Below are 13552 nucleotides of genomic sequence, written 5' to 3'. Positions count from 1 at the left end.
GGTTTTGTTATCAAAATGTTGAGAATTGTAGTAAAATTAACTGTCTTTTATTAATCGTCGGAAATAATAAATCCTACTATTAAATCTAAAAAAATAAATATAATAATTAATAAAACTTTTGAATTGGGAAAGCAAGAGTCCATTAATGATAAAAAAAATTAATCAAATCGAATCGCTTTGACAGGAGAAATTTTTGTAATAATATAAGAAGGCACCAACAGTACCAAAAAACTTATAATAATAGTTCCAAGGTTTAACAAAAAGATATAAAACCAATTAAAATAAATCGGTGCTTCACTCACATAATAATTCTCCGGATTAAGTTTGATGACACCAAATTGTTGTTGAATTAACATTAGGGCAATAGCTATACAATTTCCCCAAAGTAATCCACGGAGAATAATATGGAATGCGTTGAAAAGAAATATTTTACGAACCGTCCAGTTATCAGCTCCTAAAGCTTTTAGAATTCCTATCATTTGGGTTCTTTCCAGAATGAGAACAAGTAGTGCTACAATCATGTTTATAGTGGCCACTACTATCATAATTACTAATATTACATTAATATTAAAATCGAATAATTGCAACCATTCAAATATATAAAAATACTTGTCAATTATGGTTTTACTGTCCAACATATATGAGGTCTGCTCATAAACTTCTTCTCCTTTTTGCTCTATTTTGGTAAAATCATCAATAAATACTTCAAAAGCTCCAACTTCATCAGGTTGCCAACGGTTGATCAGTTGTACATGGCGAATGTCTCCTAATATATATGTAGCATCAAACTCCTGAAATCCAGAATTATAAATTCCTGAAATAGTAAAAACCCTTAAGTTTGGCATTTCATTACTATCTTCTTTCATAAAAAAAGTATTGAACTTATCTCCAACTTTAAGGTAAAGCCTATTCGCCAAATACTGAGAAATGAGTACTTCAGCATTTAATGCTCCTGAAACATTGGGTGATTTTCCTTCAACAATATACTCAGTAAGATTTTTCCATTTATAATCACTGCCTACTCCTTTGAAAACAATGCCTTCAAAAGCATTTTCTGTTCGAATTATTCCAGCTTTACTGGCAATAGCTTGAATATGATTAACTCCCTCGACAGAAGTAAACTTCGGATAAAAATCTTGTCTATTTGAAACGGGTACTTTACTGACTTCTGATTGATTATCGTCAAAATTAGAAATAATGATATGACCATTAAATGCTGAAACTTTCTGGCGTATTTTTTGCTGTAAACCAAGACCGGTAGCTACTGAAACTATCATCATAATTATTCCAATTGCAATAGCGCTAATAGCAATTTTAATAATTGGTTTAGATATACTACTTTTATGGTGTTTTGCAGTAGTAAGTCTTTTGGCTATAAAATATTCTAATTTCAAGGTATGTATAATAAACGGATGTTCAAAAATACAGTTTTATTATTTGTTTTGCTAATTGTTTTGATCGGATGTTCAGTAAAGAAACAAGTTATTGCAGATAATAATAAAAACATTGTTATCAGTGAAGCGGTTTCTACTGTGGATATCATTACAGGAGCAGAAAATTTTTCTGCTTATTTACCACTATTACAAGACAAAAAAGTTGGTGTAGTTACAAATCAAACAGGAATTGTAAACTATAAAATTCCTTATTCTACAACAATAGCAGATGGAAAACCATTACGCCCTATTACAAAACATTTAGTTGATTATTTATTGGAACACGGGATAACTGTTGAAAAAATCTATGCTCCAGAACATGGTTTCAGAGGAGTTGCAGACGCAGGAGAGCTAATTTTAGATGGGAAAGATTCTAAAACAGGCCTTCCAATTATATCTCTTTATGGTGATAATAAAAAACCCAAACCTGAACAATTGGAAGGAATTGATATTGTACTCTTTGATTTACAGGATGTCGGTGCTCGATTTTATACCTACATTTCATCACTACATTATGTTATGGAGGCATGTGCGGAAATTAATCTTCCTCTAATTATTTTAGATCGACCAAATCCTAACGGTGCTATTGTAGACGGTCCAATTTTAGAAAAAGAATTTACCAGCTTTGTTGGAATGCATCCCATTCCGGTTTTGCATGGTATGACAATTGGTGAATATGGCAAAATGATTAATGGAGAAAAATGGCTAAAAGAAAGTATTCAGTGCGAATTGACAGTCATTCCTTGTCTACATTATCGTCGAGATATGGAATATAGCTTACCTATAAAACCTTCGCCAAATTTACCAAATGATCAAGCAATTAATTTATATGCAAGTTTGTGTTTTTTTGAAGGTACAAATGTAAGTGTTGGTCGCGGAACAGATAAACAGTTTCAAATTTACGGATCTCCTTTTTTACCACAAGGCGATTTCAGTTTTATGCCATTGCCAAATTTAGGTTCGAAAAACCCACTCCACAACAATTTGGTTTGTCATGGAGAAGATTTGTCTGAAATTAGCCCCGTAAAACGACTCCGTTTAAAATGGCTGATTGAAGCATATGAAAACACTGCCGATAAATCAACTTTTTTTACTTCCTTTTTTACAAAATTGGCCGGAACAAAAATCTTGAGACTACAAATTGAACAAGGTTTGTCTGAGAAAGAAATACGAAACACTTGGGAAAAAGGTTTAGAGGAGTTTTTAGAAATGAGAAAACCTTACCTTATCTATAATTAGCCTAAACGTCAACAATAATATCTGAGTTTATTTTCAATAGTTCCTTGATAAAATCTTCTCTGTTTTTAGGTGAAATATAAATTTCATCATATTTATTATAAACTATTGCGATACGATCAAGTGATGCTGCGGGAGAACTCAATGGAATATTTGTTTTATAAATTCTTTTTATAGTCTTAATTTCTATTTTATATATCCATATTTTTAAAATTTCAGTGTCTATTTTGTATTTAATAGAATGTATAAACCACATTAAAATGGAAAGTATTCCAAAAAAAACTAATGATATAACATACTGCTTTTCAATAATACCATCAACTAAAGGATATCCAAAAACACCTAGAATAAATACATTTAACCACCAATCCACTTTTGATTTATATACTTTCATTTTACAAAGGCAATTTTTTCTTCATTTCTTCAACTATAGTAAAAGCAGCCGGACAAATAGCGACATTTTTCAATGTTAAGTCAGAAATTTGGTAAAACTTTTTTCGGTCAGTATGTGGAAATTCACGACAGGCCTTTGGACGAACGTCATAAATCATACAATAATTTTCCGCATTAAGAAAAGCACATGGGACACTTTTCAAAACATAATCATTCTCATCATCGATGTGCAAATATTGGTCAATAAACTGCTGTGGTTTTTGTTTGAAATGTTTAGCTATTCGTTCGATATCAGCTGATGTAAATAATGGCCCGGTTGTTTTGCAACAGTTAGCACAATTTAAACAGTCTGTTCGTTTAAACTCGGCCTCATGCAAATCCTGCATTACATAATCTAAATTTTTAGGCTGCTTCTTTTTTAACTTATCAAAATACTTTTTGTTTTCGATATGCTTATCTTTGGCAAGTTTTGCCAATGTGTCGATTTGAAAATTTGCCAATGTGTCGATTTTATATTGCAAAGTTAAACAACTTGAAACTTTAAACTTAAAAAAGAATCTGTGAAAAGATTCTGAAATAAATTCAGAATAAATGAAAGACCTTTTTGGAAAAGCCATTTTAGATTATCAAACAGGCAATAAACCTCAAGATTTAATTACAGAAACTTCTATCTCGGAAGCTGATGAAATGAGTATTGCTTATTTATTTAGAGGATTCGAAAAAATGCCTAAAATGGAACAAAATGCCTTATTATTATCAAAAGGTAAAGTTCTAGATGTAGGTTGTGGTGCCGGAAGTCATTCTCTTTATCTTCAAGAAAAAGGGTTTGATGTGACACCAATTGACATCTCACCCAATGCTATTAAAGCCTGCCAGTTACGCGGGTTAAAAAAAGCAACTGTTCAGGATGTGATGTCAATGAAAGGGGAACAATTTGACACCATTTTATTGTTAATGAATGGTGCCGGAATGTGTGGACGATTGAAAAATATTTCTCGCTTTTTACTTCAATTGAAAAGCCTGCTAAAAGAGAATGGCCAAATTTTAGTAGATAGTTCTGATATCATTTATATGTTTGATGAAGATGAAGATGGTGGCAAATGGATTCCCGGTGACACTTATTACTATGGCGAATTAGAATTTAAAATTTCCTACAAAGGAGAAATGGAAAAACCTTTTGATTGGATGTATGTTGATTTCAATACCTTACAAAACGCAGCTTTAGCCAATGGATTGGCATGTGAATTACTGGTAGAAGGAGACCATTTTGATTATTTAGCCAGACTAATCCATCAAAAAATCACTTAAAAACGATAGGAATTTTTAATTCCACACTTACCGGATTACCTAATTTATAAGCCGGTTTCCATTTTGGGAAGTTCTTTAAGGCATTCAAAACTTCAATCGCTGTCGTTTCATCTTTAAATTGAACCAATCTGATTTTTATCATATCTCCCAGTTCATTCACTGTAAAAGCTACAATCAATTTCTCACCTGATTTAATTTTTGAATGATCCAATCGTTTCATCAAATACGAGTAAAACATTTCCATTCCTCCAGGAAATTCCGGTTCTAATATTAAATTATTCAAATATACTTCGTCTTCCCCCTGAATTTGTGAAAAACTTTGAGTTGAAAAAAGTAAAATAAATATAAATGGAAAAATAAATTTCAATTTTAAGGGATATTAAGGTATTTATGTGTTTGCAATGAAACTCGCCATTTAGGATTTTTCATAACATAGTCCACAATTAGCGGTGTCATTTCTTCCCTTTTACTCCATTCTGGTTGTAAAAAAAGAATTGCATTTGGATTTACACTTGCGGCTTGTTCTTCAGCAAAAATAAAATCATGTTTATTGTAGATGATTACTTTCAGTTCATGAGCCATATCGTATGCACTTTGAACCGGTAATTTATTTTTTTTAGGCGACAAACAGAACCAATCCCAATGACCGGTTACATCATAGCAACCCGAGGATTCAATATGAATTTTAAGTTGGGCTTCTTTCAATTTATTTGTCAGTACCGACATATCCCATGTTAACGGTTCGCCGCCAGTAACCACTACTGTATCCGCATATTTTTTGGCATTGGTTACAATTACATCCGTTTTGGTTGTTGGATGCAATTCTGCATTCCAGCTCTCTTTCACATCACACCAATGACAGCCCACATCACAACCACCAATTCGAATAAAATAAGCGGCAGTGCCTGTGTGATATCCTTCACCTTGAATGGTGTAAAACTCTTCCATTAAGGGAAGCATTTCACCCTTTTCAACAGCTAATTGTATTTCTTTCTGAAGCATTTTTAATAAAAATAGGCTACAAAGGTAATCAATTTGAAAATGAAGCAATTTGAAAATTTGAAAATCATACCTTTTGATTTATAAATGCTTTTATTACATTTGAAAGTTAAATCTAAAAATCATGAGTAAAGCCGAAGAATTTAGTCAGCACATTATTAACGGATATTCTACCAAAGGAGATTTTATAACCTTAGGTGGAGCAATGTTAGACGGTGTACCCGTTGGTGGAAATGCCCAAGTAAACATTGCTTTAAAAACCCTAAACCGACACGGATTAATTGCCGGAGCTACCGGAACAGGAAAGACAAAAACCATTCAAGTGCTTTCTGAGCAACTTTCCAAAAACGGAATTCCAGTGTTGATGATGGATATCAAAGGTGATTTTTCCGGAGTTGCGATGCCAGGAATTGAACAACCTTTTATCACGGAACGTCATGCTAAAATCAATTTAGGTTACGAAACCAAAGGTTTTCCGGTAGAATTGATGACGATTTCTAAACAAAATGGTGTGCGAATGCGGGCAACTGTTTCGGAATTTGGACCTGTTTTGTTTTCGAGAATATTGGATTTAAATGACACTCAAGGTGGAGTTGTTTCAGTAATTTTTAAATATTGTGACGATCATACATTACCATTATTAGATTTAAAAGATTTCAAAAAAGTTTTACAATTTATCACCGAGGAGGGAAAAGAAGAAATTGAAAAGGAATATGGAAGAATTTCCACTTCTTCAACCGGTTCAATTTTAAGAAAAGTGATTGAATTGGAACAACAAGGAGCTGATGTTTTTTTTGGCGAATTATCTTTTGATATCGATGATTTGATGCGAATAGACGAAAACGGAAACGGATATGTGAACATAATCCGATTGACCGACATTCAAGATAAACCAAAACTATTTTCAACTTTTATGTTGAGTTTGTTAGCCGAAATCTACAGTTCCATGCCGGAACAAGGCGATGCCGGAAGACCGGAATTGGTCATTTTTATTGATGAAGCTCATTTGATTTTTGATCAAGCCAGTAAAGCTTTGCAAGATCAAATTGAAACCATTGTAAAACTGATTCGTTCCAAAGGAATTGGTATTTATTTTATCACGCAAAATCCACAAGATATTCCGGCCGGTGTATTGAGCCAGCTAGGTTTAAAAATTCAACATGCGTTGAGAGCTTTCACGGCAAACGACCGAAAAGCGATTAAAATGACAGCTGAAAATTATCCGTTGTCTGATTATTATAAAACCGATGAAGTGATTACACAACTCGGAATTGGAGAAGCATTTGTAACGGCTTTGAATGAAAAAGGGATTCCTACTCCACTTGTCGCCACGATGCTACGAGCACCAATGAGTCGCATGGATGTATTGACGCAACCCGAAGTTGATTCACACATAGCAAGTTCTAAATTGGCAAAAAAATACAATGAAGTGATTGACCGCGAAAGTGCTTTTGAAATTTTAAGCAATAAAATTAACGCTGCTCAAGAACAGGCCGAAAAGCAGGCGGATGAAGCGGCTAAACAAAAAGAAGCTCAAAAAACTACAACCACCTCAACTCGACGAGCTCCCGAAAGTCAAGCCACAAAAGCGGTGGTAAAAGTATTAACCAGTGCGACTTTTATTCGAGGTGCTTTGGGAATTTTGAGTAAGATGTTTAAAAAATAAATGAGTCAATGTGTCAATGAGTCAATGTGTCAATGAGTCAATGTGTCGATGTGTCAATGAGTCAATTTGAAAATTTGACAATTTTAGAATGGTTTTATGAAAGGATTTTTGACGATTGGGCTACTTATACTTTCCAACATCTTCATGACCTTGGCGTGGTATGGTCACTTGAAATTTAAAGATTTGAAGTGGTTTGAAAACGCCGGACTGATTACGATTGTATTAATCAGTTGGGGTTTGGCTTTGTTTGAATATTTCTTTCAAGTTCCGGCGAATCGAATTGGATATGAAGGAAATGGCGGACCGTTTTCACTTTTGCAGTTAAAAGTGATTCAGGAAGTGATTACGTTAGTGATTTTCGTAATTTTTTCGATGCTTTTCTTTAAGACAGAATCCTTTAAATGGAATCATTTTGTGGGAATGTGCTTTTTGGTGCTGGCGGTTTATTTTATTTTTAGGAAGTAAGTCATTGCGAGGAACGAAGCAATCTCATAAAGTTTGGAAAGTATGAAAACCGGGTTTATTTATATTGTGACTAATAAATATAACAACACCTTGTATATTGGTGTTACTTCTAATTTACCAAAGAGAATTTTAGAACACAAAGAAAAAAGATATGAAAACTCATTTTCTGCAAGATATAATTTAAACAAATTAGTCTATTACGAACAATTTCAAATGATTGGAGATGCAATTGCTAGAGAAAAACAATTAAAAGCGGGATCTAGAGCTACAAAAATCAAACTAATTCAAGACTTTAATCCCCTGTGGAACGATCTTTATGAAAGTATAATTGATATTATGACAATTTAAAACAAGAGGAGGTAGATTATGAGATTGCTTCGTTCCTCGCAATGACTAAAGAAATGAAAAAATATAAAATCCAAAAATCGCCATTCATCGTTCCAACAACTGATGGAAAGTTAATCGAAGAACATTTTGGTAAAGCTTCGGACGGCAACACTGAAATTTCCATCGCTCACATGATTGCCCCGCCCAATTGGAGTGAGCCTTTTCAAACGCCAGAGTTTGATGAATATACTTATGTTATCAAAGGCAAAAAACAATTTATCATTGAGGACGAAGTACTAATTTTAGAAGCCGGTCAATCCATCAAAATTGAGAAAAACACTCGCGTTCAATATTCTAATCCTTTTGAGGAAGTGTGTGAATATATTGCTATTTGTAAACCTGCTTTTGATTTTGAAAAGGTAAATCGAGAGGAAGTGTAATTTATTTTGAAAGAAGCGAAATAATCTTATTCTCTACTTCTACACTATCCCAAATTGCCTCAATATTTTCCATTTGCATCACTTCTTCCATTATTTTATTTTGGAAATCGCCAATGGCTAGTGCTTCCGAATAAGGTTGTAAACTAAAGGTTACTCGGCTGTAGAGTGGCAGCCATTTTTCAGGGTGTTTATCAGAAAACCATTTTTCTATTTTCTTTTGCAGTAAGAATTTTTCGTCGGCGGTTTTAGCACTCATCTCCATGAAATTGCGATACGAAAGTTCGGCAATTGCATCTGCATTGGGTTTTCGGGATTTTTGGTATTCATCAAAAATGGTTTCCCAATCGTCGCCATACTTTGAAATCATTTCATTCAAAACTGTGATATCCTCAAAACCGGCATTCATTCCGTGACCGTAAAAAGGAACAATTGCATGGCACGAATCGCCAATCAAAGCAACTTTATCGTTATGTGTCCAAGGATAACATTGCATCGTTACCAAATAACTTTTAGGATTTTTAAAGAAATCTTCCACCAAATCAGGAATCACTTCTTTAGTATCCGGAAAGTATTTTGCAAAAAACTCAACCAACGTCTTTTCGTCGTGTAAACTTTCAAAGGAATTTTCTCCCTCAAAAGGCATGAAAAGTGTACAGGTAAACGAACCGTCTAAATTAGCCAATCCCATCAACATGAAATTACCGCGAGGCCAAATGTGTAAGGAGTTTTTATCAATTTTATACGTTCCATCTGCATTGGCGGGAATATGTAATTCTTTGTAACCAATGCTCAAAAACTTTTGCGAATAATCAAACATACTTTGGCGTTGCATGCGGTGACGAATTCTAGAAAACGCACCATCGGCACCAAAAACTTTATCGTATTTTAAATCGGTCCACTCGCCTCTTTCTGTTTCGCCAATATGCAAAGTGGCATCAGATAAAGTTACATCCCAAATTCTATGTTCAAAAAAGAATTCAACTCCTTCGGCTTCTGCCAAATCAATCACTTTTCGGTTCAAAACACCTCTCGAAAGTGAATAAATAGCCTCCCCTTCCTTGCCGTAATTTTGATACGTTAGTTTTGAATCTTGTAAATGAATCGCACGTTTATCCACGGGTATTCCGATTTTTTTGATTTCCTCGGTCAAGCCAATATCATCCAGTGCTTTCCAACCTCTATTTGACATCACCAAATTAATAGAACGCCCTGAAAATTCAACGGTTCTGATATCTGCACTTCGATCAAAAACATGAACGGTGTGCCCTAATTTTTTAAGGTATATTGCCAATAAGGTTCCCACTAATCCGGAACCAACAACGGCAATTTTCTGAGGAGTTTGCATGATAAAAAATCAAAAATTGGAATACAAAAGTACGGATAACTAAGAGAATAAAAGCTTGTCAATTTCTAAAATTTTATTTAGAACTTTAATTTTGTTTAACATTTTTTATTTTATGTTAAACATTTTATATCTTTGAAAAAAATAATAATGCTATCCTATTCTAAAGAGTCGTTTCAGAGTCTACCAAAAATTCCCCGTTTGAATTTAATAAATAGCTGCACGGGTTACAAATCGGCCAACTTAATAGCTACAAAGACTATTGAAGGAATATCTAATGTTGCTGTTTTTAGCAGCGTTACCCATTTGGGAAGCGATCCGGCTTTAGTAGGATTCATACTTCGACCAACGACTGTTCCCAGAAATACTTACAAAAACATTAAAGATTTAGGTTTTTTTACAGTCAATCACATAACCGAAAATATGATTGTCGATGCTCATCATTCTTCAGCAAATTATGATGAAACCATTTCCGAATTTAATCAAACCAATTTGGAGGAAGAATATTATGATGGCATTTCAATTTCTTTTGTAAAAAATAGTCCGGTTCAAATTTTATGCAAATACCTCAACGAATATGAAATTAAGGAAAACGGCACCATTCATATCATTGCTTCTATTGAACATTTGTTTATCAAAGAAAATTTGATTCAAAATGATCATTGGTTGCGTTTGGATTTAGAAAATGTAGCTACGATTAATGGATTAGATGGCTACTGTGTTCCAAAATTAGTCGATCGTTTTGAATATGCTCGCCAAAATATTCCAACCAAATCCATGCTGTAAAATGGCTCATAAAAAAGTAAATCTTCCTGAAAAAATTTGTAAAACATGCCGACTACCTTTTTCCTGGCGTAAAAAATGGGAGAAGAATTGGGAGGAGGTTTTGTATTGCAGTGAGCGGTGTAGAAGAAGTAAAAATTCCAATTCTTAAATTCCAAATTCCAATTAAATGAACAATCTAGTTTGGTTTCGAAATGATTTACGAGTGCATGACAACACCTCTCTTTTTGAAGCTTGCAAAAAAGGCGGAAAAATTTTGGCTGTCTATTGTTTAGATCCGCGGCATTTTGCTGAAACCAAATACGGCTTTAAAAAAACTGAAAAATTTAGAGCTCAATTTTTATTGGAAACCGTTTTTGAACTCTATCATTCGTTGAAAGAAAAAAACATTCCGCTTTTCGTATTTTATGAAAAACCGGAGGTTATCATTCCAAAATTGATTGAAGAACATTCAGTTTCAACTGTTTTTCTTCAAAAAGAATGGACAAGTGAAGAGGTCAACGTTAATGACAAAGTCATAAATCAAAATTCAACTATCAAATGGATAGAAACATACGACCAATTTCTATTTCACCCCGATGATATTCCGTATTCGGATTTTAATGAACTTCCGGAGGTTTTTACTGTTTTCAGAAAAAAATGCGAAGCAACTGTAAAAGTCAGACCAACTGTTTCAATTGAAAAGCGACCAGATTCCAATTGGATTCAACCAAATTTTTTCAGTATTTCTTTGGTGGATTTAGGTTTGAAAAGTTTTGAAACTCATCTCAACTCCGCTTTTCCGTTTCAGGGTGGCGAATCAATAGCGATGAAACGATTAGAAAATTATTTTTTTGAAACCGAAAATTTGTCGTCTTATAAACAAACCCGAAACGGATTGATTGGAACCGACTATAGTTCGAAATTTTCGCCTTGGTTGGCAAACGGCAGTATTTCTGCTCGCACCATTTACTGGGAAGTACAACAATACGAGCAAGAAATTTGCAAAAATGAAGACACCTATTGGTTGCTATTCGAATTAATATGGCGGGATTATTTTAAATATATTTCGCTAAAACACGGAAACAAAATTTTTCAACTTGAGGGTATTTTAGAAAAAAAATACAATTGGAATTTCCATTCAAAAGCTTTTGAACAATTGAAAAACGGCACTACCAATGAACCATTTGTAAATGCCAATATGATTGAATTGCAACAAACCGGCTTCATGAGTAATCGTGGCCGTCAAAATGTGGCGAGTTTTTGGGCGAAAGAATGGGAGCAAGATTGGCGGGTGGCAGCAGCCTATTTTGAAAGCATGTTGATTGATTATGATGTACATTCGAATTACGGTAATTGGATCTATAATTCAGGTATTGGAAATGACCCGAGAGATCGAAAATTTAATATTAAACGCCAAGCGGAAATGTATGATGCGAAAGGGGAATATCAGAAATTATGGTTGGGTTAAAATTGTTTCAGGTTTCAAGTTTAGCTACGCTCTGTTCGGCTCCGCCTCGAGTCAAGTTTCAAGTCATGCGGAACCTGAACAAAAGAGTTGACACGAATTTCACGGATTAACACGAATTTAAAAATTTCACCGAGCAACTCTCAACTTGAAACCTGAAACTTTAAACCTGAAACCTGAAACAAAAAAAATGAAAACACTTCGACTTCTTCTCGGTGATCAACTAAATCACAACCATTCTTGGTTGCAGCAGACCGATGAAAATATCATTTATCTCTTGGCAGAAATGCGTCAGGAAACCGATTATGTGAAACATCACATTCAAAAAGTAGTGGCTTTCTTTTTAAGTATGCGGAATTTTGCCTCGCATTTAAAAAGTAAAAATCATCAAGTGGTTTATTTTGAAATTGATGATGTCAATAATCCGCAAATTTTAGAAGCATTAATTCAACAAACTATCGAGCAACATTCCATTCAAAAATTTGACTATCAATTACCGGATGAATTTCGATTGGATGAACAATTAAAGCAAATTTGCCAAAAACTTACCATCTCAACAGAGGTTTTTGACACTGAACATTTTTATACAACCCGAACCGAATTAGCCGAATTTTTTCAAGGAAAGAAATTGTTGCTAATGGAGAATTTCTATCGTATGATGCGAAAAAAGCACGATATTTTGATGGTTGGAGCTAATCCTGTTGGGAATCAATTGAATTTTGATCACGACAATCGGAAAAAGTACAAAGGCGAAGTCCCCATTCCGAAAGCCAAAGTATTTCCCAAAAATGTGAAAGAAATTATTCGTCAATTGGAAAAAATGGAAGTCAAAACCTTTGGTTCAATTGATGCGGAAAAATTCAATTGGCCGACTTCCCGTGAAGAATGTTTGGAACAACTTGATTATTTCTGCAAAAATTTATTGAAACATTTTGGCGATTATGAAGATGCAATGCATACTGAAGAAAAGTTTCTTTTTCATTCTCGTTTGTCGTTTGCGATGAATACGAAAATGCTTTCGCCGAAGGAAGTGATTGAACAGGTTGTACATTATTATCATCAAAATGAAGAAGCAATCACGCTTTCGCAAGTGGAAGGTTTCGTTCGACAAATTTTGGGTTGGCGAGAATATGTTCGTGGAATTTATTGGAAAGAAATGCCTAATTATGCGAACATGAATGCATTAGAAAACCATAACAAATTACCCGATTTTTATTGGACCGGAAAAACAAAAATGAATTGCATGCAAAAAGCCATTTCTCAAAGTTTGGAAGAAGCGTATGCTCATCACATTCAGCGGTTGATGATTATTGGCAATTTTTCGTTGCTTACGCAAATGCATCCCGATGAAGTAGATGCGTGGTATTTGGGTGTTTACATTGATGCAATTGAATGGGTGGAAATACCCAACACACGAGGCATGAGTCAATATGCAGATGGTGGAATTTTAGCCACCAAGCCTTATGTTTCCTCCGGAAGTTACATCAACAAAATGAGTAATTATTGTGGAAGTTGTCACTATAATGTAAAAGAAAAATTAGGTGAAAAAGCATGCCCGTTTAACTCTTTGTATTGGAATTTTTTGGATGACAAAAAAGAGCATTTTAAAAACAACCAACGCATGGCGATGATGTTGAATTTGTTGAATAAAATTCCGGCGGAAGAATTATATGGGATTAAATTGAAAGCGAAGGAGATTATGGAGAATTTGGA

16 protein-coding genes are annotated in these 13552 nt (G+C 34.1%); 10 read left to right on the top strand and 6 right to left on the bottom strand.

The annotated features are described in order from the left end of the window. Positions 1 to 158: 158 nt before the first annotated feature. A complete protein-coding gene (locus ACIQ2Z_RS11065) occupies positions 159 to 1394 on the bottom strand; it encodes an ABC transporter permease (RefSeq protein WP_396184205.1) in 1236 nt (411 codons plus the stop codon). Between the two features lie 3 nt (positions 1395 to 1397). Here ACIQ2Z_RS11065 and ACIQ2Z_RS11060 point away from each other — a divergent pair, with 3 nt between their 5' ends. After that, positions 1398 to 2672, top strand: coding sequence for an exo-beta-N-acetylmuramidase NamZ domain-containing protein (locus ACIQ2Z_RS11060; RefSeq protein ID WP_396184204.1), 1275 nt, complete (start codon positions 1398 to 1400; stop codon positions 2670 to 2672). Between the two features lies 1 nt (position 2673). Here ACIQ2Z_RS11060 and ACIQ2Z_RS11055 read toward each other — a convergent pair whose 3' ends face one another. Both ACIQ2Z_RS11055 and ACIQ2Z_RS11050 read right to left on the bottom strand, forming a co-directional pair. Continuing rightward, positions 2674 to 3063, bottom strand: a complete 390-nt coding sequence (locus tag ACIQ2Z_RS11055) for a PH domain-containing protein (RefSeq protein WP_396184203.1) — start codon at positions 3061 to 3063, stop codon at positions 2674 to 2676. A 1-nt stretch (position 3064) separates the two neighbouring features. Then, positions 3065 to 3562 (bottom strand): YkgJ family cysteine cluster protein, encoded by a 498-nt coding sequence (locus tag ACIQ2Z_RS11050; RefSeq protein WP_396184202.1) that lies wholly within the window; start codon positions 3560 to 3562, stop codon positions 3065 to 3067. A gap of 91 nt (positions 3563 to 3653) precedes the next feature. On the opposite strand from ACIQ2Z_RS11050, the gene ACIQ2Z_RS11045 reads away from it, so the two are divergent. Further along, positions 3654 to 4370 (top strand): class I SAM-dependent methyltransferase, encoded by a 717-nt coding sequence (locus tag ACIQ2Z_RS11045; RefSeq protein WP_396184201.1) that lies wholly within the window; start codon positions 3654 to 3656, stop codon positions 4368 to 4370. Here ACIQ2Z_RS11045 and ACIQ2Z_RS11040 read toward each other — a convergent pair. Continuing rightward, on the bottom strand, positions 4363 to 4737 hold the full coding sequence (locus ACIQ2Z_RS11040) for an energy transducer TonB (RefSeq protein WP_396184200.1): 375 nt from the start codon (positions 4735 to 4737) through the stop codon (positions 4363 to 4365). The genes ACIQ2Z_RS11045 and ACIQ2Z_RS11040 overlap by 8 nt on opposite strands. Positions 4738 to 4739: 2 nt before the next feature. Continuing rightward, entirely contained in the window at positions 4740 to 5372 is a 633-nt protein-coding gene (locus ACIQ2Z_RS11035) for a 7-carboxy-7-deazaguanine synthase QueE (protein ID WP_396184199.1), read from the bottom strand. A gap of 121 nt (positions 5373 to 5493) precedes the next feature. On the opposite strand from ACIQ2Z_RS11035, the gene ACIQ2Z_RS11030 reads away from it, so the two are divergent. The 4 genes from ACIQ2Z_RS11030 to ACIQ2Z_RS11015 all read left to right on the top strand — a co-directional run bounded on the left by ACIQ2Z_RS11030 (position 5494) and on the right by ACIQ2Z_RS11015 (position 8267). Then, entirely contained in the window at positions 5494 to 7035 is a 1542-nt protein-coding gene (locus ACIQ2Z_RS11030; RefSeq protein WP_396184198.1) for a helicase HerA-like domain-containing protein, read from the top strand. 96 nt (positions 7036 to 7131) lie between these two features. Further along, positions 7132 to 7500 (top strand): DMT family protein, encoded by a 369-nt coding sequence (locus ACIQ2Z_RS11025; RefSeq protein ID WP_396173949.1) that lies wholly within the window; start codon positions 7132 to 7134, stop codon positions 7498 to 7500. 42 nt (positions 7501 to 7542) lie between these two features. Next, a complete protein-coding gene (locus ACIQ2Z_RS11020) occupies positions 7543 to 7848 on the top strand; it encodes a GIY-YIG nuclease family protein (RefSeq protein WP_396173947.1) in 306 nt (101 codons plus the stop codon). 53 nt (positions 7849 to 7901) lie between these two features. Next, positions 7902 to 8267 carry a cupin domain-containing protein gene (locus ACIQ2Z_RS11015; RefSeq protein ID WP_396184197.1) on the top strand — a complete coding sequence of 122 codons (366 nt, stop codon included), beginning with the start codon at positions 7902 to 7904 and terminating at the stop codon, positions 8265 to 8267. A gap of 1 nt (position 8268) precedes the next feature. Here the strand turns inward: ACIQ2Z_RS11015 and ACIQ2Z_RS11010 are convergent, their stop codons facing one another. Next, complete coding sequence (locus tag ACIQ2Z_RS11010; RefSeq protein ID WP_396184196.1) at positions 8269 to 9612, bottom strand: FAD-dependent oxidoreductase; 1344 nt, start codon at positions 9610 to 9612, stop codon at positions 8269 to 8271. A gap of 132 nt (positions 9613 to 9744) precedes the next feature. On the opposite strand from ACIQ2Z_RS11010, the gene ACIQ2Z_RS11005 reads away from it, so the two are divergent. From ACIQ2Z_RS11005 to ACIQ2Z_RS10990, 4 genes are all read left to right on the top strand, one after another. Further along, positions 9745 to 10395, top strand: coding sequence for a flavin reductase family protein (locus ACIQ2Z_RS11005; protein WP_396184195.1), 651 nt, complete (start codon positions 9745 to 9747; stop codon positions 10393 to 10395). A gap of 1 nt (position 10396) precedes the next feature. Next, positions 10397 to 10543, top strand: a complete 147-nt coding sequence (locus tag ACIQ2Z_RS11000; RefSeq protein ID WP_396184194.1) for a DUF2256 domain-containing protein — start codon at positions 10397 to 10399, stop codon at positions 10541 to 10543. An 18-nt stretch (positions 10544 to 10561) separates the two neighbouring features. Then, a complete protein-coding gene (locus ACIQ2Z_RS10995; RefSeq protein WP_396184193.1) occupies positions 10562 to 11842 on the top strand; it encodes a DASH family cryptochrome in 1281 nt (426 codons plus the stop codon). 187 nt (positions 11843 to 12029) lie between these two features. Next, a partial coding sequence (locus tag ACIQ2Z_RS10990; protein ID WP_396184192.1) for a cryptochrome/photolyase family protein occupies positions 12030 to 13552 on the top strand: 1523 nt, incomplete at its 3' end.

The sequence above is a fragment of the Flavobacterium sp. genome, from assembly GCF_044361015.1.
In the GTDB taxonomy this organism is placed as follows: domain Bacteria; phylum Bacteroidota; class Bacteroidia; order Flavobacteriales; family Flavobacteriaceae; genus Flavobacterium.
This window is presented reverse-complemented; position numbering and strand designations above follow the sequence as displayed.

What these genes read in the sequence shown, in the direction of transcription:
- ACIQ2Z_RS11055 (WP_396184203.1), bottom strand. Translation starts at nt 3,063, where the DNA reads ATGAAAGTATATAAATCAAAAGTGGATTGGTGGTTAAATGTATTTATT.
- ACIQ2Z_RS11010 (WP_396184196.1), bottom strand. Translation starts at nt 9,612, where the DNA reads ATGCAAACTCCTCAGAAAATTGCCGTTGTTGGTTCCGGATTAGTGGGA.
- ACIQ2Z_RS10995 (WP_396184193.1), top strand. Translation starts at nt 10,562, where the DNA reads ATGAACAATCTAGTTTGGTTTCGAAATGATTTACGAGTGCATGACAAC.
- ACIQ2Z_RS11045 (WP_396184201.1), top strand. Translation starts at nt 3,654, where the DNA reads ATGAAAGACCTTTTTGGAAAAGCCATTTTAGATTATCAAACAGGCAAT.
- ACIQ2Z_RS11035 (WP_396184199.1), bottom strand. Translation starts at nt 5,372, where the DNA reads ATGCTTCAGAAAGAAATACAATTAGCTGTTGAAAAGGGTGAAATGCTT.
- ACIQ2Z_RS11030 (WP_396184198.1), top strand. Translation starts at nt 5,494, where the DNA reads ATGAGTAAAGCCGAAGAATTTAGTCAGCACATTATTAACGGATATTCT.
- ACIQ2Z_RS11060 (WP_396184204.1), top strand. Translation starts at nt 1,398, where the DNA reads ATGTATAATAAACGGATGTTCAAAAATACAGTTTTATTATTTGTTTTG.
- ACIQ2Z_RS11020 (WP_396173947.1), top strand. Translation starts at nt 7,543, where the DNA reads ATGAAAACCGGGTTTATTTATATTGTGACTAATAAATATAACAACACC.
- ACIQ2Z_RS11000 (WP_396184194.1), top strand. Translation starts at nt 10,397, where the DNA reads ATGGCTCATAAAAAAGTAAATCTTCCTGAAAAAATTTGTAAAACATGC.
- ACIQ2Z_RS11025 (WP_396173949.1), top strand. Translation starts at nt 7,132, where the DNA reads ATGAAAGGATTTTTGACGATTGGGCTACTTATACTTTCCAACATCTTC.
- ACIQ2Z_RS11015 (WP_396184197.1), top strand. Translation starts at nt 7,902, where the DNA reads ATGAAAAAATATAAAATCCAAAAATCGCCATTCATCGTTCCAACAACT.